This window comes from Pelomonas margarita (assembly GCF_043555875.1).
In the GTDB taxonomy this organism is placed as follows: Bacteria; Pseudomonadota; Gammaproteobacteria; order Burkholderiales; family Burkholderiaceae_C; genus Pelomonas; species Pelomonas margarita.
The window spans coordinates 44,353-66,961 of record NZ_JBIGHW010000001.1; the positions used below are offsets into that span (position 1 = coordinate 44,353).

Below are 22,609 nucleotides of genomic sequence, written 5' to 3' on the forward strand. Positions count from 1 at the left end.
GTGGTCGAGGGCGGGTGAGGCGCCATCCCCTCGGGGCAGCGACGCGACGCGCCGGTGCGCAGCGCTGCGAGTGTGGACGAGGGGCGGCGTCATGTCAGTTGCTCATGGTGTTGCCCAACACCCGCCTCAGATGACGCGGGGCATGGCGGGCCGAGCGCCGGGCCGCTCCCAAGCCGGGCCGCGTCGGGCGATGTGCTCGCGGCTCGATGCCGCGAGCATCGCCGTCCCCTCGGGGGACCGACCAGACTCGCTCGCGTTCAGCGACGCGAGGTTGGGCGAGGGGCTTCAGGGCCATTCAGAACTTCCAGTCGGCCTGCAGCCCCACGGTGCGGAAGGAGTTGGCGCCCAGCGAGTAGGCGTAGCCGGAGCCTGCGCCCTTGCCTGGCAGCGGGTAGAGGATGGCATTGGGCACGCGCTCGTCGCCGGCATTGCGAACGAACAGGCCCACGCCCCAGCGGTCGTCCGGGCTGCGCAGGCCGGTGCGCAGGCCGACGATGCTGTGCGCGCGGTAGCTGCATTCGGCCGCCAGCGTGTTGCACAGGCGGACAGTGGTCTTGTAGGTCACGTCGGCGCCCAGGCTCCATTCGTAGCCGCCCCAGACGGTGGTGTCGTAGTCCGCACCCACGGTCAGCTTTCCCTTGGGCGAGTACAGCAGACGCTGGCCGCCGACGTTCTGGTTGTCGAAGGTGAAGCCGGCCGTGTATTCGGTGCCCAGCACCAGGGCGCCGCTGGCGCGCAGGCTGAGGGCGCCCAGCACGCGGGCACGGGCGTCCACTTCCAGGCCGTAGCTCTTGACCTTGGGCACGTTGAGCGGGATGCAGTTCAGGGCGCCGACGGCGCTGAGCGTGCAGTTCTGCTCCTGGAAGTTCTTGATGCCGGTGTTGAACAGCGCGATGTCCAGTTCCAGGTGGCGGTTGAACAGGCTGGTCTTGACACCCAGCTCCACGCTGGTGGGCTGCTCGGCCTTGACGATGGCGCCGGTGGTGCTGCCGCTGGCAGACATCGCGCCGATGGGCGTGTCGTTGTCGATCTGCGGGCCCTTGTAGCCGCGGCTCAGCGTCAGGTAGCCCTGGGTCTGCTTGTCCAGCGCGTACTGCAGACCCAGCTTGCCGGACAGGTCGGTCTCGCGCACCGCGCCGTGGCTGGTGATGACGGTCGTCGGCAGCGCGAAGGTGGAGAACACGACGTCACCGTTGCGGACCTGACGGTCCTTCACGCGATCGCGGGTGTAGCGCAGGCCGGTCAGCAGGCTGAAGCGCTCGTCCAGCTTGATGGTGGCCTGGCCGAACAGCGCGGCGGAGCCGGTGTCGGTCTCGTAGTCGATCAGCGTGGAGATGGAGCGCGGCACCGGCGGCGAGGGCAGGTAGGGGGCTGGCGTGATGGTGGTGGTGGAGGTCTTGGTGCCGTGGTAGTCGGACAGGAAGACGCCGGCCACCCAGTCCACCGCCTGGCCGCTGGGCGAGGACAGGCGCAGTTCCTGCGTGAGCTGGCGAATCTTGATGACGGTGTTGGCGGTGCGCACCTTGTCGTAGCCCACCGACATGTCGATGGCGGCGAAGTCGGGGCCGGTGTTGCGCTCGCGCAGTGCGGTGATGGAGGTCAGCGTCACGCCGTTGGCCAGCGTCTTGTCGACCTGCGCGGACAGGCCGGCCACCTTGGCTTGCCAGACCTCCGGAGAGTCGGAGCAGACGCTGTTGTTGTCCAGGCTCACCGTGACGCCGCAGGCCGCGAACTCGGCCAGTGGCGAGTGGTTCCCGGCGGTGTTCTTCGCATAGGCGATGGCCGGGGCGAAGAAGACCGCGTTGCTGCTCTTGCTGCGGTCGTACTCGGCGATGAGGTTGATGTTCAGGTCAGCCGCCGGCTTGAGCAGGTAGCGGGCGCGCACGCCGCTGGCGTTGGTGACGGCATCGGTGCCGTTGAATACGTTGCGGTAGACGCCCGTCAGGCGGTCGGCGTGGGCCGTGATGCGCAGCGCCGAGATGTCGTTGACCGGCAGGTTGACCGCACCGCGCACCACCAGGTTGCCCAGCTGCGAGCCGAGCTTGCCCAGGCCGGCCAGCTCCAGCGAGGCCGAGCCTTCGAAACGGTCCAGGCGGGGCGCCTTGGACACCATGTTCAGCACACCGGCCGAGGCGTTCTTGCCGAACAGCGTGCCCTGCGGGCCGCGCAGCACTTCCACGCGCTCCAGGTCGAACAGCGCGCCGCCCGCGGTGTTGCCCAGCGGCACGCCGTCCACGACGACGCCGACCGAGCTTTCGGCCGAGGTCGTGAACACGGCCGTGCCGATGCCGCGGATGGAGGCGCTGCCACCGGCGCCGCCGGTCTTGCTGTCGCCGAACTCCAGTGCGGCCACGCTCTTGGCCAGGTCGTAGATCTCCGACACGCCCTGCTTTTGCAGTTGCTCCGCGCTGACCACGCTGATCGCGACCGGCACTTCCTTCAGTGTCTGCGTGCGCTTCTGGGCCGTGACGACCACGGTCGGCAGTTCGTTCACGTCGGCCTTGGCCGGGGCGGCGGGCGCATCGGTCTGCTGGGCGAGCGCCGGCTGGGCCAGCAGGCTGACCGTGGACAGTGCCAGCGCAATGGCGCTAGGGCGGAAGGGCGCGAAGTGGGTCATCGAGGTTGTCTCCTGTGTGGGGATGCCGAGTCGGTGCTCGTGCGTGGACCGTGTGCCGGCAGCCGGCCTGCGGGCCGGTGCGGTGGTTCTTTAGGGGCGGGGGAAAACGGTGCCGGCGGCGGTGGCCGGCGAGAGGCTGCGGCGCGGTGCGCGGGCAGGGCTGGGCGATGGTGTCGCCAGCAATGGGGTCGGGCTCATGGCTTGTCTCCTGTGGACCTCGCCCTGCGGCGTTGCGGGCGGGTCTTTTGATCTGTTGCGGGCCAGTCTATGGACAGGCTATTTATTCATCCAGGGGATGAAGTGAATTCTCTGAATCCATTTGGTGGATGACGTTGGTCGAGGCCGGGCGGCCGGGGCGTGGCGGGCCCATGGGGCGCCCGCAGGGCGTGGTTTCAGGGGAAAACACCGAGGCGGCCTGGCCACGCGAGGGCGCGGCTGCGAGGCCTGCCGTGGCTCAGGCGTGGCGCGCGATGAAGTCCAGCATCAGGCCGCTGAGGCTGGCGTCACCGGTGTTGACGGCCAGCGTCTGCGAGAAGTGGTTGTGCTGCGCAATGACTTGCAGCTCGGGCCTGAAGCCATGCCGCCCTGCCAGCCGTGCGAACAGCTCGCCCGCCTGCACCTGCATTTGCACGAGGTCGCGCTCGGCGTAGCTGATGAGCAGCGGCAGGGGGGCGGCATCGACCTGTTCGACGATGCTCATCGCGGCCAGTGCGTCAGGGTCATCGGTGCCGAAATAGGCATCGTTGCGCGGGTCCGGTGTCGCGACGCCGAAGGCTGCGCGCGACAGCCGCTCTAGCCGCGCGTTGTAGGGGCCGGAGGCGAGGATGGCGCCGCGGAGGTCGTCTAGTCCGAAGCGCCGCAGCAGCACGGCCGCCGCCACATGCGCAGCACCGGCCGATTCACCCATCAGCACGATGCGCTGCGGGTCGGCGCCCAGCGACGCCGCGTGCGCACGCGCCCAGGCCACGGCGGCCGCCACGTCCTCGGGACCGGCGGGCCAGCGGTGTTCTGGCGCGAGGCGGTAGTTTGGCAGCACGGTGACGATGCCGTGGCGTGCCAGGTGCCAGCCGATGTTGGCCTTGTGCGCCTTGTCGCCGCGGATGAAGCCGCCACCGTGGAAGAACAGCAGCAGCGGGCGTGGCGCGGCGGCGTCGGCCGTCGGGCGGTACACGTCCAGCACCTGGCGCTCGTGCGCGCCGTAGCGCTGTGACGCGACGTGCAGCACGCCCTCGGTGGCTTGCCGGGCGAGCAACGGCGCATACAGTGCCTGCACGTCGGGCAGGGCGGCGTTGCTGCCGAGCTCGGCCAGCCGGGCGGCGATGGCTTGGGGGACGGTGGTCATGGCGGGATGAGTATCAGTGGAGCGCGGCTTCGGCCCGCAGCGCGTCCTGGTGGGTGGGCTGGGCTGCCAGCCGGTCGGCCAGCGCCGCCACGGCGGCAAAGGGGCCGGGCGCCAGGCCGCTTTGCAGCGCGCGCGTCCACAGCCAGCCCAGCGCCTCGTCGGCGATGCACCAGTGCGGCCCCATCAGCCAGGCCCGACCGTCGGCCAGTGTGTCCTCGGCCACCTGGAGCTGCGCCTGCAGTTCGGCCAGCGCCGCCTCGCGCACGCCGGCGTGCGCGCCGGTGTCGGCGTGGATGCGCTGCGGCATGCGCGCGCGGTACAGCAGCGGATGCAGGCCGGCGTTGACGAAGGCTAGCCAGCTCAGCGCCTGGGCGCGGGGCCAGCCGGCCCGGGGCAGCAGGCCGGCCAGCGGGTGCTGCTCGTCCAGCCAGCAGACGATGGCCAGGGTCTCGGTGAGCGGACCGTGCGGTGTCTGCAGCAGCGGCACCTTGCCCTTGGGGTTCAGCGCGAGGTAGTCGGGGCGCAGCTGCTCGCCGCGTGCCAGGGTCACGCCGGCGAGCCGAAAGGCCTGGCCGCAATGCAGCAGCGCGGTCAGGCTGATGCGCGAGCAGGCGCCCGGCGCGGCCCACAGCACGAGGCCGTCAGCCATGAAGCGCTGCCACCGCGCCGTCCAGCAGCGCGCGCAGGCCCGCCGCGTCGCCAGCCGTGCCGTAGACGTAGTGGTCGGGGCGCAGCAGCACAGCGGTGCAGCCCTGCGCCGCGAACCAGCGCGCCATGACGCCCTCGGCCTCGGCCACGCAGCCGTCACCGTCACCCAGGTGCAGCGTCTGCAGTTGCAGCGCGCTCGCCTGCGCCGGCGTGGCACCGCCCAGGTGGCTGGCGGCTGCCACCAGCAGCCGCCAGCCACAGCCCAGCAGATCGTCCATGCGCACGCGCCGGCCCTGCTGCAGCAGCCAGGGCTGGGGTGCCAGGCTGCCGGCAGCGGCGCTGGCGTGCAGCAGGCCGATGCTCAGGCGAGGCAGCATGTCCTGGCGCGGCCGGGGCGCCACGCCCTCGGCCAGCATCTGGCGGTCGCGCGCACGCGCTGCGTCGACGTCGCGCTCGCAGATGACGGTGCCTATGCCCTTGAGCCGCGTCGTCAGCTCGGTCACGTGCGCACCGCGCTCCAGACTGTAGCTGTCCAGCAGCGCATCGGCCGCCAGGCCCTGCACGTCGCCGCGCAGCACGGCAGCCAGCTTCCACGCGAGGTTGACGACGTCGCGTACGCCCTGGCACATTCCTTGGCCGAGGAAAGGCGGCTGCTGGTGGGCCGCATCGCCGGCGATGAAGACGCGGCCCACGCGCCAGCGCTCGGCCACCAGCGCATGGAAGCGGTAAGCCGCCTGGCGCCATAGCGTGCCGTCAGCGGGCGTGAGCCAGCGCGACAGCAGTGCCCAGGTCGCTGCATCCTCGACGACGGCCTTGGGGTCCTCGCCGGGCTTCAGCGAGATCTCCCAGCGGCGGTGGTTCTTGGGGCCGATCACGTAGGTGCAGGGCCGGTCGGGCTCGCAGTACTGCACGCTGGTGATGGGCAGCTTGGCCAAGCCCTGTGCGTTGGCGAGCACGTCGACGACCAGCCAGGGCTCGTCGAAGGCCAGGTCCCGCAGCGTGATGCCGACGAGTTCTCGTACGGTGCTGGACGCACCGTCGCAGCCGATCACGTAGCGGGCGCGCACCGGGTGCTCGCTGCCGTCCTCGGCACGGCAGTGCAGCACCGCCTGGTCGTCGGCTTGCTGCAAGTCGAACACGGTCAGCCCGGTGCTGATGATGACCGAGGGCATTGCGGCGACGGCGCGGCGAAGCACTTCCTCCACCGGTGGCTGCGTGAACACGACCGACGGCGTGTGGCCCTGCGGGTAGGGCGGCGCCACCATGGTCATGCGGCGGATCAGCGCGCCGTCGACACCGTAGTAGCAGGAGTCGGTGAAAGGCTCGGTGAAGGGCTCGACCTGCTCGACCACGCCGAGCTGCTGGAACACGCGCAGCACCTCATGGTCCAGCGCGATCGCGCGCGGGCGGTCGTAGACCTCGTGGGCACGGTCGGCCACGAACACCTTGAAGCCGGCCTGGCCCAGCAGGGCGGCGGCTACGGCCCCCGAAGGCCCGAAACCAACGATGGCGACGTCGTGCATGTCAGCCCCGCGGTCGCTGGGTACGGCGCCCGATCCCCCGAGGGGATGCGGGGCCGCTTGGTAGCGGCCCGGTGCTGGCCCCGCTGCGGCTTTCTCGATGGTCATGGCTCAGCCCTCTTCCCGGCGGATGGGGTTGACCAGCGTGCCGATGCGCTCGATCTCGATCTCGATGACGTCGCCGTCCTTCATCCACACAGGAGGCGTGCGCGCCTGGCCCACACCTGCCGGCGTGCCCATGACGATGACGTCGCCCGGCTCCAGCGTCATGCAGTCGGACAGCAGCGCGATGGTCTCGGCGACGCTCCAGATCATGTCGGTGGTGGAGGCATCCTGCATGACCTGGCCGTTGAGCCGGCTCTGGATGCGCAGGCCGGTGGCGCCGGGGGGCAGTTCGTCGGCCGTGATCAGCACCGGGCCGAAGCCGCCGGTGGCGTCGAAGTTCTTGCCGATCGTCCACTGCGGGGTGCGCTTCTGGTAGTCGCGCACCGACATGTCGTTGAAGCAGGTGTAGCCGAACACGTACTGCAGCGCGTCGGCCTGGCTGACGTGGCGCGGCACGGTGGCGCCGATGACGAGGGCCAGCTCGGCCTCGTAGTCGAATTTCTCTGACACGCGCGGCAGCTGGCCGGCGGCGCCGTGGCCAATCAGCGAGCTTTTTCCCCGGAAGAAGAACCACGGGTACTCGGGCTTCTCGCGGCCGCCTTCCTTGGCGTGGTCGTAGTAATTCAGGCCCAGGCAGATGGTCTTGCCGGGCTCGGGCACCAGCGGCGCCAGCGTCAGGCTGACCAGCGGCACGCGCGGGGCGTTGCTTGCCAGCGCCGCCGTGGCGGCGGCCGCGAGATCCACGCTCGCGGCCAGCGCGGCGCGCAGGTCGGCCGGTACCTGGGGCTGGGCGGCGTTCAGGTCGATGACGTTCTGGCCGTCGACGAGGCCCAGGCGGGTGCGGCCGTCGGCGGTGGCAAAGGTGGTGAATTTCATGGCGGGAAGGGCCTCAGGTCGGGATGAAGAAGACGCTGCGCTGCGCGGCTTTCAGCGCGGCGCTGGGCGGGGCGGAGATGCCCCATTGGTCGACACGGCCGGGCGGCCAGGTCCAATCGGTAGGGCCACCGGGGCGGTAGCTGTCATCAATCTGCTCGACCTCGGCCGTGTATTCGATGACCTCGCCGAAGGGGCCGATGAAGTAGTTGAAGGCGTTGTTGCCTGGGCCGTGGCGGCCCGGGCCCCACTCGATGGCGTGGCCGGCATCGCGCATGCGGCCGCCGCCGCGCATGACGGCGTCGACATCCGGCATGACGAAGGCGATGTGGTTGAGCGCGTCGTTGTCGGCGTCTCCCAGGGCCAGCGTGTGGTGGTCGCTGGCGCAGTTCAGGAAGGCCATGATGCGTGTGCGGTCCGCCAGCGTGAAGCCCAGCGCCCGCTCGATCCACGCGCGGCTGTCCTCCACCGCGTGGCTGTTCAGCACGGTGTGCGCGAGGCGGCTGGGGCGGTCGGGCTCGCCGGTGGTGTCGGCGTGCTGCGTGTCGCCGTGGACGACCTGGAACAGCCGGCCGTGGGGGTCGCGCACGGTGAGGCCGAGGCCGCCGCCTGGCTCGGCGATGGGGGCCAGGGCTTGCTGCACGCGCCCGCCCGCGTCGACTGCGGCCCGGGCAACGTCTGCCAGCGCCGCCTCGCTGCGGGCACGCAGCGTGACGTGGCGGATGGCGAGCCGGTCGGCCGAGTGCAGTGCCAGCAGGTGGTGGTCGGCACCGGTGCCGCGCAGGTAGAGCGCATCGGCCGTGCGCGCGGCGACCCTCAGGCGCCAGATGTCGGTGTAGAAGGTTTCGGCACGCGCCAGGTCCGGCACGTCCAGGGCCACACTGCGCAGCCCGCTGATCCAGCGTGAACTCATGAAGAAAGCACCTTGGGAGTGAGGCCGAGGAAGCGCTCGGCATTGCCATGCAGCAGCGCGGCCACCGTGACGTCGTCGAAGCCGGCGGCCTCGACACGCTGGGCCGGCGTGCGGTCATGGAAGTTGAAGGGGTGGTCGCTGCCCAGCATCAGCTGACCTGGGCCGAAGCGCTCGACGAGGTGGCGCAGCGTTGCGTCGTCGAACACCAGCGTGTCGAAGAACAGCCGGCGCGCCTGATCGACGGGCGCCTCGCGCACCTGGTCGCGCAGCGCCGGAAATACCTGCCAGCCTTGCTGCAGCCGTGGCAGCAGCATCGCCAGCGTGCCGCCGCCGTGGCTGAAGGCGATGCGCAGCCGCGGGCAGGCCAGCAGCAGGTTGGCGGTGATGACGGAGGCGGCGGCCAGGCCGACGTCGCTCGGGTAGGCGAGCACCTGTTGCAGCGGCGCGGGGCCGACGAGGCGGTCCATGCCGGTGGGCTTGAGTGCGTGCACGAAGACCGGCACGTCCATTGCCTCGCAGGCCTGGAAGAACGGCAGGAAGCGCGGGTCGCCGATGGGCACGCCGTTGACGTTGCTGCCCAGCTCCACGCCGACGAGGCCCAGCGCCTGCACGGCGTGTCGCAGCTCGGCGATGGCGAGGTCCAGATCCTGCAGCGGCACGGCGGCCAGACCCAGCAGCGCGCCGCCGCTGTCGGCCGCCATCGCGGCGGTCTGCTCGTTCAGGTAGCGCAGCAGCGGCTGGGCGTCACGGGCCTCCAGCCAGTAGCTGAGCAGCTCGGGCATGGGCGAGATCACCTGCCGCGCCAGGCCCATGCCGGGCAGGTCGGCCAGGCGGCGCGGCGTGCTCCAGCATTTCTCGGAGACGGTGCGGTACTGCTTGCCGGCGATCATCACGTGGCGATGGCACAGGCCGCCCTGGTTGGGCGCCGCGACGGTGGACGGCCATGACGCCGGCACCTGCGCGCCGAGGTAGGCCGGGAAGTGCTCGGGCACGACGTGCGCATGCACGTCGATGCCGCGGCAGGCACAGGCTCGAAGCGACATGGCCGCTCAGCCGGCGACCAGGCCGGTGGCTGCCACACCGGCGATGCAGATCGCCTCGTCCTCGTCGCCGCTGCCGCCGGATGCCCCGACCGCGCCGAGGAGGCGGCCCGAGCCGTCCCGGATGAGCACGGCGCCGGTCTGCGGCAGGAAGCGGCCCTTCGCGGTGTCCGCCAGCGTCGTGAAGAAGTTCGGGTTGCCCTTGGCGCGCTCGGCCAGCACGCGGCTGGAGGCGCCCATCGCGACGGCACCCCAGGCCTTGCCCGTGGCGATGTCGATGCGGAACATGCTGGCGCCGTCCTCGCGCTGTGCGGCCTTCAGGTGGCCGGCCTCGTCCAACACGACGACGGCCATGGGGGCGTGGCCCGCCGCGCGGGCGGCAGCCAGTGCGGCGGCCAGCAGGGTGTTGGCCTGCGCCAGGGTCAGCGTGCTCATGGGTGTCGTCTCCGGGTGAGCCTCTTGGCGCTTGGGGCGCGAGGCATTGCTTGGCATGGGAGGCGACTCTAGAAAATCGGTTTCAATTCATCCAGATGATGGTGTGGATATTTAGAATCCACGAAATGGATATATCAAAGGTCGACCTGAATCTGCTGGTGAGCTTTGATGCAATGGCGGAGCACCGCAGCGTGACCCGTGCCGGCGAGGCCATCGGCCTGAGCCAGCCCGCGATGAGCGCGGCGCTGAACCGGCTGCGTGCGCTGTTTGGCGACCCGCTGTTCGTCAAGACGGGCAGCCACATGGAGCCCACGCTGCGCGCGCAGGCGCTGGCGCCGCATGTACGGCGTGTCGTGGAGACGGTGAAGACCGAGATCCTCAACAGCGCCGAGTTCGACCCCACCACCAGCGAGCGCACGTTCACGCTGATCACGCCGGACATCGGCGAGATGCATTTCGTGCCACCCCTGCTGGAGCATCTGGTGCAGGCCGCGCCGCGGCTGCGGCTGCGTGTGGTGTCGCGCCCGCGGCTGGCGGCGTCAGAGGCGCTGGCCTCAGGCGCGGCGGACCTGGCGCTGGGCTACTTTCCGGATCTGGACAGTGCCGAGTTCTTCCGCCAGAAGCTGTTCGACAACCACCATGTCTGCATCGTGCGGCGCAACCACCCGGGCGTCGGTAGCGAGCCGTTGACGGTGGACGCCTACCTCGGCATGCGCCACGTGCTCGTCAAGCCGGAGGGGCGGGCGCATGTGTTCGAGCAGTACCTGCAGCAGCAGGGCCTCAAGCGCGATGTGGCGCTGGAGATCTCACACTTCATGAGCCTGCCGCCCATCATCGAGAGCAGCGACCTCATCGCCACGGTGCCGCGCGACCTTGCCGACATCTGCTCCCGCTATGCGGAGCTGCGCATCGTGGAGACGCCGGTGCGGGCGCCGGTGATCCCGGTACACCAGTTCTGGCACCGCCGCGCGCACAAGGATTCGGGCACCGTGTGGCTGCGGGCCGGCATCCAGCGGTTGTTCGCCGTCTGAGCCAGCCGCCGGGCCAACGGCCCTAGAACTCCTCGGTGTCGATTTCGGCTTGCGTCGCGGCGTTGTAGCGCGCGCCGTGCACGGTGCGTGGGTTGATCAGCGCGTCCAGGCGCCGTAGCGTGGCCGCGTCCAGCGGCAGGCGCGGGGCCAGCGCCAGATCCCGCACATGCTCGGGGCGGGCCGTGCCCGGGATGGGCACGATGTCATCGCCCTGATGCAGCAGCCAGGCCACTGCCAGCGTCGCGGCCGTGCAGCCCAACGAGGCGGCTTCCTGGTCGAAGGCGTCCAGCAGCGGCAGGTTGGCCGCGAAGTGCTCAGGTGCAAAGCGCGGCATCGCGCGGCGGATGTCCTTGGGCTCCAGCCCCTGCACGCTGCGCAGCTTGCCGCCCAGGAAGCCGCGGCCCAGCGGGCTGAAGGCCACGAAGGCGGTGCCCAGTTCGCGGCAGGCCTGCAGCGCGGCGATCTCGGGGTTGCGGGTCCACAGCGAATACTCGCTCTGCACCGCGGCGATAGGGTGCACGGCATGCGCGCGTCGCAGCGTGGCGGCCGACACCTCCGACAGGCCCAGCGCGCGGGCCTTGCCCTGCTGCACCAGCTGCGCCATGGCACCCACGCTGTCCTCCACCGGCACGGCCGGATCCAGGCGGTGCAGGTAGAGCACGTCGATGACGTCGGTCCTGAGCCGCGTCAGGCTGGCCTCGACGCTGCTGCGGATCGTGTCGGGCCGGCCGTCGATGACGCGCTGCCCGTTGACGCCGTGCATGCCGCATTTGCTGGTCAGCACGATGCGCTCGCGGTGCGTGGCCAGCACCTCGCCCACCAACGCCTCGTTGGCGCCGAAACCGTAGAGCGCCGCCGTGTCGAACAGCGTGATGCCCTGTTCCAGCGCCGCGTGCAGCACCGCCGCAGCCACGGGTCGGGGCGGCGGCACGCCGTAGGCGTGGCTCAGGTTCATGCAGCCCAGGCCGACGGCCGAGACGTCGAAGGGACCGATCTTCCGGGTCTTCATGGGCGGGTCTTCACGCCGCGTTGAGCTGCTGCTCGAGCTGGTGCAGCACGCGGTAGCAGGGCAGTACCTGGGACACGCTGCCATTGGGCTCGCGACCCTCGCGGATGGCGGCGAAGAACTCGCGGTCCTGCAGCTCGATGCCGTTCATGGACACGTCCACCTGCGACACGTCGATCTTCTCCTCCTTGCCGTTGACGAGGTCGTCGTAGCGGGCGATGTAGGTGCCGGTGTCGCCGATGTAGCGGAAGAAGGTGCCCAGCGGGCCGTCGTTGTTGAAGGACAGGCTCAGCGTGCAGATCGCGCCGTTGGCAGCCTTGAGCTGGATGCTCATGTCCATCGCGATGCCCAGCTGCGGATGGACCGGGCCCTGCATGGCATGGGCCTGCACGACGGGGCTGCCGGCCTGGTAGGCGAACAGATCCACCGTGTGGGCGGCGTGGTGCCACAGCAGATGGTCGGTCCAACTGCGCGGCTGGCCCAGCGCGTTCATGTTGGTGCGACGGAAGAAGTAGGTCTGCACGTCCATCTGCTGGATGTTGAAGTCGCCGGCGGCGATCTTCTTGTGCACCCACTGGTGGCTGGGGTTGAAGCGCCGCGTGTGGCCGCACATGGCCACCAGGCCCGAGGCCTGGGCCACCTGAACGACTTCCTCGCCATCGGCCAGCACATCGCACAGCGGGATCTCGACCTGTACATGCTTGCCGGCCTTCAGGCAGGCCAGCGTCTGGCTGGCGTGCATCTGCGTGGGCGTGCACAGGATGACGGCGTCGACCTCGGGCCGCGCGAGGCTGTCGGCGAGCTCGGTCGTCACATGACCGATGCCGTACTTCGTGGCGACTTCCTGGGTCTTGGCCAGGTCACGGCCGATCAGTGAGACGACCTCGACGCCGTCGATGTTGCTGATGCCGTCCAGGTGTTTGATGCCGAAGGCGCCGGCGCCGGCCAGGGCCACGCGGATGGTCTTGCTCATAAGCGGTTCCTCAGGAGTTCTCGAGAATCAGATGGCCCACCGCCGTGTTCGACGCGGGCACGTGATAGAAGCGGTGCGCGACCTTGGGGGCCGCACCACCGTTGATGTCGGCCATCGCGCCGCGGGCGATCAGCCACATGACGAGCTCGATGCCCTCGGAGCCGGCCTCGCGCACGTACTCGTCGTGCTTGACCTGGGACAGCGCGTCGGGCTCGGCGATGAGGCGATCCAGGAAGCGGTTGTCCCACTCGCGGTTGATGAGGCCGGCGCGCGGGCCCTGCAACTGGTGGCTCATGCCGCCGGTACCCCAGATCTGCACGTTCAGGTCGGGCCCGTAGGACTCGACGGCGCGGCGGATGGCCTGGCCCAGCATGAAGCAGCGCCGGCCCGACGGCACCGGGTATTGCACGACGTTGACCGCGAACGGGATGACCGTGCAGGGCCAGGCACCCTGCACCGGGTCGGGCTGGCCGCACATCAGCGACAGCGGCACGGTGAGGCCATGGTCGACGTCCATGCGGTTGACGATGGTGAGGTCGAAGTCGTCCTGGATGACGCTGTGCGCGATGTGCGCAGCCAGGTCGGGGTGGCCGATCACGGGGGGCACCGGGCGCGGGCCCCAGCCCTCGTCGGCGGGCTCGAAGCGGGCTGCGGTGCCGATGGCGAAGGTGGGGATGAAGTCGAGGCTGAAGGCCGTCGCGTGGTCGTTGTAGACGAGGAAGACGACGTCTGGCTTGTTCTCGGTGAACCAGCGCTTGGAGAAGTCGTAGCCGGCGAACAGGGGTTGCCAGTAGGGTTCGGCGGTCTTGCCAAGATCCAGCGCCGCGCCGATGGCGGGCACGTGGGACGTGTAGACGGAAGCGGTGATGCGGGCCACGGTTACTTCCTCTCCTGGCCGGCCTGGCCTTGGGGCTGGCGGTGCGCCTGGGCGTCGCCGTCCTCGCCGATGCGGCGGTTGCCTTCGATGGAGCGTCCACCGGCCACCATCATGTTGCGGTACTCCTCTTCGGTCATGCCGGTCATGCTGCCGGCCATCTGCTGGAAGCTCTTGCCGTCGGTGGCGCCGATCTTTGCGAGGAAGTAGATGTTGCCGCCCAGGCGCATGCACTCGTTGAGGTCGCGCGCCATCACGGCGGCCTTCTGGGCGTCGGTCATCGGCCACTCGTCGAGATAGGCGCGCTCGTCCGCCTTGAAGCGGGCGCGGTTGTCGGCCTTCATCAGCGACATGCAGAACTGGTTGAGCCAGTAGCCCTTGCGGGACTGCTCGGCGTCGAAGATGGTGGTGCCTGGGATGTCGAGATAGGACTTTTCAAGTGGCATGGGGTGTCCCTTGGATTTCAGTGTTCGCTGCGGGCCGAGCGCTGGGCCGGTCCCAAACCAGCCCGCCATGGCGATGTGCTGGCGGCTCAACGCCGCGAGCATCGCCGTCCCCTCGTGGAACCGGCCAAGGTACGCCTTGGACGGGGGGTCATTCTTCCGGCCAATAGAGGCGCATCGGGTTGTCGACGAGCAGCTTGCGCTGCAGCTCGGTGGTGGGCGCGATGTGCGGAATGAAGTCCACCAGCAGGCCGTCGTCGGGCATGTGGTCCTTGAGGTTGGGGTGGGGCCAGTCGGTGCCCCACAGCACGCGGTCCGGGAAGGCCTCGACGACGCGGCGCGCGAACGGGACGACGTCGCGGTAGGCTGCCTGCTCGCCGTCCAGCGCGCGTGGGCCTGTGACGGACAGCCGCTCGGGGCAGCTAACTTTGCTCCACACGTTGCCGTGCTCGCGCATGAAGCGCAGGAACAACTCGAACTCGGGGCCGTCCACGGGCTTGCTGACGTCCGGGCGGCCCATGTGGTCGACGACAACCGTGGTGGGCAGCGCGGTGAAGAAGTCCCACAGCTCGGGCAGGTCGACGGCCTCGAAGTAGATGACGACATGCCAGCCGAGCTTGTGGATGCGGCCGGCAATCTCCATCAGCTCGTCCTTGGGCGTGAAGTCCACCAGCCGCTTGACGAAGTTGAAGCGCACGCCGCGCACGCCGGCCTCGTGCAGCTCCTGCAGCTCGGAATCGCTGATGCTGCGCTTCACCGTGGCCACGCCGCGAGCCTTGCCGCCTGAGGCCCGGCAGGCATCGACCATGGCGCGGTTGTCGGCACCGTGGCAGGTGGCCTGCACGATGACGTTGCGCGCAAAGCCGAGGCGGTCTCGCAGCGCGAACAGCTGATCCTTGCTGGCGTCGCAGGGCGTGTACTTGCGCTCAGGCGCGAACGGGAACTGCGCGCCAGGGCCGAACACGTGGCAGTGCGCGTCGACGGCGCCAGCCGGTACCTGGAAGCGCGGCTTGATCGGGTCGGCGTACCAGTCCAGCCAGCCAGGGGTCTTGGTGAATGTCATGTCAGCTCAGTCGATGTAGCGCAGGCCGGCTTTCGCCAGCGGCTCGCGCATCTTGTACATGTCCAGCCCCAGCACGCCGGACGCCAGCCTGTCGCGCTTCTCGCCCTCGAAGCTCTCGCGCTTGGCGGCGGCCTCCAGCGTCTCGACGGCACGCGCCGCGGGCACGCAGACGACGCCGTCGTCGTCCGCGACGATGACGTCGCCCGGCGTGACCCACATCCCGGCGCAGACCACCGGGATGTTGACCGAGCCGATGGTGGCCTTGATCGTGCCCTTGCTGCTGATGCACTTGCTCCAGACCGGGAAGCCCATCTGCTGCAGCGTCTTCACGTCGCGCACGCCGGCGTCGATGACCAGCGCGCGCGCGCCGCGGGCCTGGAAGGACGTGGCCAGCAGGTCTCCGAAGTAGCCGTCCGTGCACTCGGCGGTGATGGCGGCGACGACGATGTCGCCGGGTTGGATCTGTTCGGCCGCGACATGCATCATCCAGTTGTCACCCGGATGCAGCAGCACGGTGACGGCCGTGCCGGACACTTGCGCGCCCGGATAGATGGGGCGCATGTAGGGCTTGAGCAGGCCCACGCGGCCCATGGCCTCGTGGACAGTGGCGGAACCCAGCGCGGCCAGGCCGTCGGCTGCCGCGCGGTCGGCGCGCTGGATGTTGCGGTAGACGACACCGAGTTCGTACATGGTCAGAGTCCCTTGGCTTTCAGTTGCGCGTCCAGGCGCGGGAACACGCGGCGGGCATTGCCCTCGTACACCAGCTGGCGCTCCTCGTCGGTGAGGTTGGCCGTGGCCTCGACGTAGCGCTTGGTGTCGTCGTAGTAGTGGCCTGTCTGCGGGTCGACGCCGCGCACGGCGCCGATCATCTCGCTGGCGAACAGGATGTTCTTGACTGGGATCACGTCGGTCAGCAGGTTGATGCCCGGCTGGTGGTAGACGCAGGTGTCGAAGAAGATGTTGTTCAGCAGGTGCTCGTCCAGCAGCGGCTTCTTGAGCTCCTGCGCGAGGCCGCGAAAGCGCCCCCAGTGGTAAGGCACGGCGCCGCCGCCGTGGGGAATCAGGAACTTCAGCGTCGGGAAGTCCTTGAACAGATCACCCGTCAGGCACTGCATGAAGGCCGTGGTGTCGGCGTTCAGGTAGTGGGCGCCCGTGGTGTGGAAGCAGGCGTTGCAACTGGTGGAGACGTGGATCATCGCGGGGATGTCGTACTCGACCATCTTTTCGTAGACGGGGTACCAGTGGCGGTCGGTCAGCGGCGGGCTGGTCCAGTGGCCGCCAGACGGATCGGGGTTGAGGTTGATGCCGACGTTGCCGTACTGCTCCACGCACTTCACCAACTCTGGGATGCAGGTGGCCGGATCCACGCCGGGCGACTGCGGCAGCATGGCCGCGGGCACGAAGTGGTCGGGGAAGAGCTGAGCCACGCGGAAGCACAGCTCGTTGCAGATGGCGGCCCAGGTGGCGGAGGTGTTGAAGTCGCCGATGTGGTGGGCCATGAAGCTGGCGCGCGGGCTGAAGATGGTCAGGTCCGAGCCGCGCTGCTTCATCAGCTTGAGCTGGTTGGTCTCGATGGACTCGCGCAGCTCGTCGTCGCTGATCTTCAGGCTGCTGGCGCTGGGTGCCTTGGACGGGTCTTTCAGGCCGGCGATCTGCAGGTCGCGCCAGGCGCCCAGGGCGGCTGGCGCGGTCGTGTAGTGGCCGTGGACGTCGATGATCATGGGCAGGGTCTCGGGGTCGTTGCGTGTTCGGTGAATCAGTGCAGCGCGGGCACGGGGCGCATGCCGTGCTGTCGCTTGAGTGCTGCGGTGGCCGGGCTGGCCATGAAGTCCAGCAGCGCCTGCGCGGCGGCAGGCTGCGCGGCGCTGGCCGCGACGGCGCCGCTGAAGCGGCTGACGATGTCCAGCTCGGGCGGCATGCTCAGCATCGTGATGCCGCCGACGTCCATCAGCTCGCTGAACTGCTGGAAGCCGATCTCCGCCTCGCCGTCGGCGACGAGCTGGCCCACCGGCACACCGGGGCGGGCCTGCACGAGGCGGTCTTTCAGCGTGCCAGCCAGGCCCCACTGCTCGAACAGCTGTAGCAGCGCAGTGCCGCTGGGGCCCGTGGAGTAGCCAATGCGGCGCGCCTGAAGCAGCGTGGCCCGCAGCGCGGCCTCGCCGCTGACGTCCGGTGGCGTGCCGCCGGCGCGCACGGCGATGGCCATGCTGGAGTCGGCGATGGGGCGCACGCTGCCGGGCCGCAGGCAGCCGGCGGCCAGTAGCTTGGCGATAGCGTCGCTGGCCAGCACCACCACGTCGACGGCCTCGCCTTCTTGCACGCGCCGCGCGGCATCCACGCCGCCCAGGGATTGCAGGTGCGTGGCCGGTGCGCCGGCCTGTGCATGCGCCTGCGCTAGCGCGGCCAGCAGGTGGCGCGTGGCCATGGACGAGATCAGGGTGAGAGCTGCACTCATGGGGAGCGATTTTTCGCAGTGCAGTCCTATCAGGCTAGGTCTGGCTGCGGCTAGCAGATATAGCGGCGCGGCATGGCATCTGCCAAGATGGGGGCATGACCCTGAACCAGATCGAGTACTTCATCCAGGTGGCCGAGCACGGCAGCTTCAGCAAGGCGGCGCTGGTACTGGGCGTGGCCCAGCCAGCGCTGAGTCGGCAGGTGAGGGCGCTGGAGATCGAGCTGCACGAGACCCTGTTTCTGCGCAACGGCCGCGGCGTGGCGCTGACCGAGGCGGGGCGCCGGCTGCTGGAGCATGGTCAGGGCATCCTGCACCTGGTGACGCAGGCGCGCGAGGATCTCGGCGCACACCGCAACGAGCCCGTCGGCCAGATCGTCGTGGCCATGCCGCCCACGCAGGCCCGGCTGCTGACACTGCCGCTGATCGAGGGCTTCGCCGCCAGCTGCCCGCGTGCGCGGCTGGTCATCACGGAGGGCTTCTCCACGCATGTCACCGAGTGGCTGGTGTCCGGTCGCGCGGACCTCGCGCTGGTCTACAACCCCGAGGCTATGCCGGCGCTGGAGATCCTGCCGTTGCGGGAAGAGGCGCTGCAGCTGCTGAGCCCCGTCAAGGAGGCGCCGCGCGGCCCGGTGACGCTGGAGCAGCTGTCGCGCCTGCCGCTGGTGATGCCGCAGCGCGGCCAGGTGTTCCGCAAGCGCATGGAGGAGGCCGCCGCGATGGCCGGCGTGCCGCTGCGCGTGCAGTGGGAGGTGTCCAGCGTGCCCGCCATCCTTGACCTGGTGGCCGCCGGCCTGGGCCATGCTGCGCTGGGCGAGGACGCGCTGCGCGCCTTCGAGCACCCGGAGCGCCTGGCCGTCACGTCGTTCAAGGGGGTGGATGTGCGGACCACGCTGTGCCTGGTCACGCCGGCTCTGAAGCGCTCCACGCCGCTGACGCAGCGCACGGCGGCGCTGCTGATGAAGCTGGTGCGCGAGCCGGGGTCTCACCATGGCAGCCCGACGTAGTTCTCCGCCATCGCCGCCATGGCGGCGTCCGAGCTGACCAGGTACTCCAGCTCCGCGCGGCGCAGCCTGGCGTCGATCTCGGGCTCGTGCGGCAACTGGTGCATGAGGCCGGTGAACCACCAGGAGAAGCGCTCGGCCTTCCAGATGCGCGACAGGCAGCGCGCCGAGTAGTGCTCGATGCCGGCCTCGCTGCGCTCGCGGTAATGCTCGATCAGCGCCTGCGACAGGTAGTGCACGTCGGACGCCGCCAGGTTCAGCCCCTTGGCGCCGGTGGGCGGCACGATGTGGGCCGCGTCGCCGGCGAGGAACAGCCGGCCGAAGCGCATGGGCTCGGCGACGAAGCTGCGCAGCGGCGCGATGCTCTTCTCCAGCGACGGGCCGGTCACCAGCGCGGCGGCGGCGGCCGGGTCCAGGCGTGAACGCAGTTCGTCCCAGAATCGCTCGTCGCTCCAGTCGCCGACCTGCTCGGTCAGCGGCACCTGCAGGTAGTAGCGGCTGCGCGTGGCGGAGCGCATGCTGCACAGCGTGAAGCCGCGTTCGTGGCGGCCGTAGATCAGCTCGGGCCCGACCGGCGGCGTGTCGCTGAGCAGGCCCAGCCAGCCGAAGGCGTAGAGCTTCTCGTGCGTGCGTATCGCGTCGGGCGGCACGCTGGCGCGGCTGACGCCGTGATAGCCGTCGCAACCGGCGATGTAGTCGCAGCGGATCTCCAGGCGCTCGCCGTCCACCGTGCAGCGCGCGCCGGGCTGGTCACCGTCGAAGCCGAACAGCGCCACGTCGGACGCCGAGTACAGCGTCTGCGCGCCGGACGCCGCGCGGGCTTGCATCAGGTCTCGCGTCACCTCGGTCTGCCCGTACACCATGACCGACTGGCCACCCGTCAGCCGGTTCAGGTCGATGTGATGCCGCTGGCCGTCGAAGGTCAGCTCGAAACCATGGTGCACCAGCCCCTCGGCATGCATGCGCGCGCCCACGCCGGCGTGCTCCAGCAGGTCGACGGTCGTCTGTTCCAGCACGCCAGCGCGGATGCGGCCGAGCACGTAGTCGCCGGTCTGTCGCTCCAGGATCAGGTTGTCCACGCCGGCCCTGCTCAGCAACTGGCCCAGCAGCAGGCCGGAGGGGCCTGCGCCGACGATGAGTACCTGCGTTCTCACTGCCTTCATGTCTCGTCCTTGGTGTTATTCGATGCACGACAGCGTAGGCCTGACGGGGCCGTGGAGGAATGCACGGACCCGGCCAGCAATTGCACAATCCGAACCCATGAAAGACAGGCACCAGGATGTCAGGCCGCCGCTGTACGAGCTGTATGGCGAGCTTGGAAGGGATGCGGCGCTGGATGGGCTGCATGTGGAGTCCATCTCGGACCGAAGCCGCTTGCACAATTGGGAAATCGGCCTGCACCGGCATGGCGGCCTGATGCAATTGCTGCTCATCGTCCGCGGGCGGGCCCTGGTGCAGATCGACAGCCACCGGCTGGCCCTGGCCGCGCCGGCGCTGGTGTGGGTGCCGCCGCTGACCATCCATGGCTTCCAGTTCGAGCCGGACACCTCAGGTCATGTCGTCACGCTGGAGCGGGACTGGTTGCGCGAGCGCGTGGCGGCCCGCAGTGGGGCATGGGCGGCGCTGGAGCATCCGCGCGCCTTGCGGCTGGCCCGGCAGGGCCCCGCATTCCAGGCCCTGCAGCCGCTGGTGGCGGGGCTGGGGCAGGAGTACCACGACACGCAGCGCTGGCGTGGCCAGGCGCTGGAGGGGGCTGCCCTGCTGCTGGCCTCACTGGTGGCGCGCCAGCCGCGCCTGGTGCCCGCGACGGCACAGGTCGCGCCGGAGGGGCGGCCCGCCATGCACCTGGCTCGCTACCGGGAGCAGGTGGAGCAGCACTTCCGCAGCCATCCTGAAGTGGCGAGGCTGGTTGAGCCGCTGGGCATCACGGCAGCGCAGATGAACCGCATCTGCCGCAGCCACCTGCATTGCTCGGCGCTGGCGCTGGTGCACCAGCGCCTGCTGCTGGAGGCCAAGCGAGAACTGGGCTACACGACGCTGCAGGTGCGGCAGGTTGCCGACGCGCTGGGCTTCTCGGACCCGGCCTACTTCACGCGCTTCTTCCGCCGCTTGACGGGGCTGTCGCCCAGGCAGTGGCGTGACACACGCATCTAGTCTGCGTGGCGCCGCGTGGCATCCGTGCCGGCGCGCCCGGCGAGACGAGTCAGTCCAGCGCCACCTTGGCCCGCTGGATGACGTCGGCGTATTTCGCCGACTCCGACGCGATGAAGGCATGGAAGCGCTCGCGCGTCGTCGGGAAGGGCTCGTAGCCCAGCGCGGCGTAGCGGTCCTTGATGTCGGGCTCTGCCAGGGCCGCAGCGATGTCGGCGTTGATCTTGTCGGCCACAGCCTTGGGCAGCTGCTTGGGCGCGGCGATGGTGGTCCAGCCCGTCACCTCGTAGCCCGCCGGGCCGCGCGACTCGGCCACGGTGGGCAGGTCCGGGAAGGCCGGATGGCGCTGCGGCGCGGTCACGGCGATGAAACGTAGCTTGCCGGCCCGCTGCAGCGGGCCGGCCGTGGCCAGCGATCCCAGCGCCCAGCGCAGCTCACCGCTGGCGACGCCGGCATACAGCAGCGAGGTTTCCTTGTAGACGACGTGCTGCATCTGCGTGCCGCTCATGGCCTCCAGCAGCGCCGAGCCCAGGTGCACCGGGTTGCCGACCGACCAAGAGCCGTAGTTCAGCTCGCCCGGATGGGCCTTGGCGTCGGCCAGGATGTCGCCCACCGTCTTGTACGGGCTGGCCGCGCCGACCGCGACGAAGAAGTAGGTACGGAACAGCGGCGCCACGGGCTCGAAGTCGCGCGCCGGGTCGTAGGGCAGCTTGCGGAACAGGTGCGGGTAGGCGACGAGGTGAACGTTGTCGAGCTGGATCAGGTCGGTGCCGTCGGTCGCGCCTCGCTTGAATGCGTCGATCGCGATGAAGCCGTTGGCGCCCGGCCGGTTCTCGACGATGACGGGCTTGCCCCAGCGGCGTTGCAGCTTCTCGGCCAGCAGGCGCAACACGGTCTCGGGCCCGGAACCGGCGGGGAAGGGCGTCAGGATGCGCACGGGCTTGTTGGGGAAGTCCGTTGCCAAGGCCGGGCCTGCCAGGCCCAGCAACAGGGCCAAGCCAGCCAGCACGCTGCGGCGTGCGCCCAGGGTCTTCAGCCTCATCGTCGTCTCCGGTTGTTGTCTGAATCGCTCTCGGGCGTGATGCGCCACGCGCGTATGGGCCTGGTGCTGGGTCGATTTTTCGGAACCGGCCCCCGGCCCACAAGCGGAGGGTGACGCTAGCTGTTATGCGGCGCCGGCATGGCGACCGGGCCACTCAGCCCGCGTCGGCCTGGGTCAGATGATGGGCCGCGCGGTGCAGGTGGGCCATGAAGTGGCGCACGCTGGGCTTGACGGCCGTGTCGGTGCGGGCCAGCGCCACCACCGTCAGCTTGAGTGGGCCCTCCGCGACGGGCACGACCTCCAGGTACTGGCGTGCGAACGGGTGCTGCGCAATCTGGCGCGGCAGCAGGCCGATGTAGTTGCCGCTGGCGATCAGCGACAGCAGGCCGAGCGTGGAGTTCACGAGCGCGCCGGCCGGCGGCGGCTTCAGGCCATGGCTCTCGAACAGGATCTTGGCGTAGCCCGAATCGGCCGTCGCGCCGGTGTAGACCCAGGGAAGCTCGGCCAGGTCGGCCAGCTGTCGCGCGCGTGCTGCCGGGTTGCCCTTGCGCACGATGATGACCATGTCGATGGGCATCAGCGTCTCGACGACGAACTCGCCAGCCGGCAGGTGCTCGGGCAGCGGGCCCAGCGCGATGTCCACCTCGCCCTTGCGCAGCCGCGTCAATTGCTCGATGTAAAGCTCTTCGAAGATGCGTAGCTGGATCTGCGGGAACTCGCGGCCGAAGGTGCGCAGCGTCTCGGGCACCAACAGCATCACGGCCAGCGGCACGGCGCCGATGGCGAGCGACCCCGTCATGCGGCCGCCAAGCTGCTGGATCTGCTCCACCGCCTGCGTCAGCTCGCGGTCGGCGGCGAGCGCCCGCTCATAGAGCACCATGCCCTGCGCGGTGGCCAGCACGCCGGTCGTGGAGCGCAGCAGCAGCGTCGTTGCCAGCTCGCGCTCCAGCTCGCGCAGCATCTTGGTCAGCGCCGGCTGCGACACGCCCAGCTGGCGCGCTGCCGCGCGCAGGCTGCCCTGGTCGATGGCCGCCACCAGAGCGCGCAGATGGGTCAGCTTCATGGCTTCATGATAAC

At 69.7% G+C, this 22,609-nt stretch carries 22 protein-coding genes; 3 read left to right on the forward strand and 19 right to left on the reverse strand.

From position 1 onward, the window contains the following. Positions 1 to 295 precede the first annotated feature (295 nt). From ACG0Z3_RS00190 to ACG0Z3_RS00225, 8 genes are all read right to left on the reverse strand, one after another. Positions 296 to 2,617 (reverse strand): TonB-dependent receptor, encoded by a 2,322-nt coding sequence (locus tag ACG0Z3_RS00190; RefSeq protein ID WP_394394363.1) that lies wholly within the window; start codon positions 2,615 to 2,617, stop codon positions 296 to 298. Between the two features lie 454 nt (positions 2,618 to 3,071). After that, positions 3,072 to 3,959, reverse strand: coding sequence for an alpha/beta hydrolase (locus tag ACG0Z3_RS00195; protein WP_394394364.1), 888 nt, complete (start codon positions 3,957 to 3,959; stop codon positions 3,072 to 3,074). Between the two features lie 13 nt (positions 3,960 to 3,972). Further along, a complete protein-coding gene (locus ACG0Z3_RS00200) occupies positions 3,973 to 4,608 on the reverse strand; it encodes a glutathione S-transferase family protein (RefSeq protein WP_394394365.1) in 636 nt (211 codons plus the stop codon). Then, the gene (locus ACG0Z3_RS00205) at positions 4,601 to 6,130 is read right to left on the reverse strand and encodes a bifunctional 3-(3-hydroxy-phenyl)propionate/3-hydroxycinnamic acid hydroxylase (protein ID WP_394394366.1); all 1,530 of its coding nucleotides are present in this window, start codon (positions 6,128 to 6,130) and stop codon (positions 4,601 to 4,603) included. Before ACG0Z3_RS00205 ends, ACG0Z3_RS00200 begins: the two co-directional genes overlap by 8 nt. A gap of 108 nt (positions 6,131 to 6,238) precedes the next feature. Continuing rightward, positions 6,239 to 7,108 carry a fumarylacetoacetate hydrolase family protein gene (locus ACG0Z3_RS00210; protein WP_394394368.1) on the reverse strand — a complete coding sequence of 290 codons (870 nt, stop codon included), beginning with the start codon at positions 7,106 to 7,108 and terminating at the stop codon, positions 6,239 to 6,241. A gap of 13 nt (positions 7,109 to 7,121) precedes the next feature. Then, complete coding sequence (locus ACG0Z3_RS00215) at positions 7,122 to 8,018, reverse strand: VOC family protein (protein ID WP_394394369.1); 897 nt, start codon at positions 8,016 to 8,018, stop codon at positions 7,122 to 7,124. Beyond that, positions 8,015 to 9,061, reverse strand: coding sequence for an amidohydrolase family protein (locus ACG0Z3_RS00220; RefSeq protein WP_394394371.1), 1,047 nt, complete (start codon positions 9,059 to 9,061; stop codon positions 8,015 to 8,017). The genes ACG0Z3_RS00215 and ACG0Z3_RS00220 overlap by 4 nt, the downstream gene beginning before the upstream one ends. A gap of 6 nt (positions 9,062 to 9,067) precedes the next feature. Then, the gene (locus ACG0Z3_RS00225) at positions 9,068 to 9,493 is read right to left on the reverse strand and encodes a GlcG/HbpS family heme-binding protein (RefSeq protein ID WP_394394372.1); all 426 of its coding nucleotides are present in this window, start codon (positions 9,491 to 9,493) and stop codon (positions 9,068 to 9,070) included. Between the two features lie 125 nt (positions 9,494 to 9,618). On the opposite strand from ACG0Z3_RS00225, the gene ACG0Z3_RS00230 reads away from it, so the two are divergent. After that, the gene (locus tag ACG0Z3_RS00230) at positions 9,619 to 10,524 is read left to right on the forward strand and encodes a LysR family transcriptional regulator (protein ID WP_394394373.1); all 906 of its coding nucleotides are present in this window, start codon (positions 9,619 to 9,621) and stop codon (positions 10,522 to 10,524) included. Positions 10,525 to 10,546: 22 nt separating this feature from the next. Here the strand turns inward: ACG0Z3_RS00230 and ACG0Z3_RS00235 are convergent, their stop codons facing one another. The 8 genes from ACG0Z3_RS00235 to ACG0Z3_RS00270 all read right to left on the reverse strand — a co-directional run bounded on the left by ACG0Z3_RS00235 (position 10,547) and on the right by ACG0Z3_RS00270 (position 17,338). Continuing rightward, entirely contained in the window at positions 10,547 to 11,533 is a 987-nt protein-coding gene (locus tag ACG0Z3_RS00235) for an aldo/keto reductase (protein WP_394394374.1), read from the reverse strand. Positions 11,534 to 11,543: 10 nt separating this feature from the next. Continuing rightward, positions 11,544 to 12,503 (reverse strand): Gfo/Idh/MocA family oxidoreductase, encoded by a 960-nt coding sequence (locus ACG0Z3_RS00240; protein WP_394394375.1) that lies wholly within the window; start codon positions 12,501 to 12,503, stop codon positions 11,544 to 11,546. Between the two features lie 10 nt (positions 12,504 to 12,513). Beyond that, the gene (locus ACG0Z3_RS00245; protein WP_394394376.1) at positions 12,514 to 13,380 is read right to left on the reverse strand and encodes a class III extradiol dioxygenase subunit beta; all 867 of its coding nucleotides are present in this window, start codon (positions 13,378 to 13,380) and stop codon (positions 12,514 to 12,516) included. Positions 13,381 to 13,382: 2 nt separating this feature from the next. Then, the gene (ligA, locus tag ACG0Z3_RS00250; RefSeq protein WP_394394377.1) at positions 13,383 to 13,823 is read right to left on the reverse strand and encodes a protocatechuate 4,5-dioxygenase subunit alpha; all 441 of its coding nucleotides are present in this window, start codon (positions 13,821 to 13,823) and stop codon (positions 13,383 to 13,385) included. A 148-nt stretch (positions 13,824 to 13,971) separates the two neighbouring features. Continuing rightward, on the reverse strand, positions 13,972 to 14,883 hold the full coding sequence (locus ACG0Z3_RS00255) for an amidohydrolase family protein (RefSeq protein WP_394394378.1): 912 nt from the start codon (positions 14,881 to 14,883) through the stop codon (positions 13,972 to 13,974). A gap of 6 nt (positions 14,884 to 14,889) precedes the next feature. Then, positions 14,890 to 15,573, reverse strand: a complete 684-nt coding sequence (ligK, locus tag ACG0Z3_RS00260) for a 4-carboxy-4-hydroxy-2-oxoadipate aldolase/oxaloacetate decarboxylase (RefSeq protein WP_394394379.1) — start codon at positions 15,571 to 15,573, stop codon at positions 14,890 to 14,892. A 2-nt stretch (positions 15,574 to 15,575) separates the two neighbouring features. Continuing rightward, positions 15,576 to 16,604 carry an amidohydrolase family protein gene (locus tag ACG0Z3_RS00265; RefSeq protein WP_394394381.1) on the reverse strand — a complete coding sequence of 343 codons (1,029 nt, stop codon included), beginning with the start codon at positions 16,602 to 16,604 and terminating at the stop codon, positions 15,576 to 15,578. Positions 16,605 to 16,639: 35 nt separating this feature from the next. After that, positions 16,640 to 17,338 (reverse strand): substrate-binding domain-containing protein, encoded by a 699-nt coding sequence (locus ACG0Z3_RS00270; protein ID WP_394394383.1) that lies wholly within the window; start codon positions 17,336 to 17,338, stop codon positions 16,640 to 16,642. Between the two features lie 95 nt (positions 17,339 to 17,433). Between ACG0Z3_RS00270 and ACG0Z3_RS00275 the strand changes: the two genes are divergently transcribed. Continuing rightward, positions 17,434 to 18,342, forward strand: coding sequence for a LysR family transcriptional regulator (locus tag ACG0Z3_RS00275; RefSeq protein WP_394394385.1), 909 nt, complete (start codon positions 17,434 to 17,436; stop codon positions 18,340 to 18,342). Here ACG0Z3_RS00275 and pobA read toward each other — a convergent pair. Continuing rightward, a complete protein-coding gene (pobA, locus tag ACG0Z3_RS00280; RefSeq protein ID WP_394395347.1) occupies positions 18,321 to 19,493 on the reverse strand; it encodes a 4-hydroxybenzoate 3-monooxygenase in 1,173 nt (390 codons plus the stop codon). The genes ACG0Z3_RS00275 and pobA overlap by 22 nt on opposite strands. Before the next feature lie 106 nt (positions 19,494 to 19,599). On the opposite strand from pobA, the gene ACG0Z3_RS00285 reads away from it, so the two are divergent. Then, positions 19,600 to 20,493 (forward strand): helix-turn-helix domain-containing protein, encoded by an 894-nt coding sequence (locus tag ACG0Z3_RS00285; protein WP_394394387.1) that lies wholly within the window; start codon positions 19,600 to 19,602, stop codon positions 20,491 to 20,493. Positions 20,494 to 20,542: 49 nt separating this feature from the next. On the opposite strand, the gene ACG0Z3_RS00290 is transcribed toward ACG0Z3_RS00285, so the two are convergent. Beyond that, on the reverse strand, positions 20,543 to 21,532 hold the full coding sequence (locus tag ACG0Z3_RS00290; RefSeq protein WP_394394388.1) for a Bug family tripartite tricarboxylate transporter substrate binding protein: 990 nt from the start codon (positions 21,530 to 21,532) through the stop codon (positions 20,543 to 20,545). 154 nt (positions 21,533 to 21,686) lie between these two features. Next, positions 21,687 to 22,595 carry a LysR family transcriptional regulator gene (locus tag ACG0Z3_RS00295; protein WP_394394389.1) on the reverse strand — a complete coding sequence of 303 codons (909 nt, stop codon included), beginning with the start codon at positions 22,593 to 22,595 and terminating at the stop codon, positions 21,687 to 21,689. Between the last annotated feature and the right edge of the window lie 14 nt (positions 22,596 to 22,609).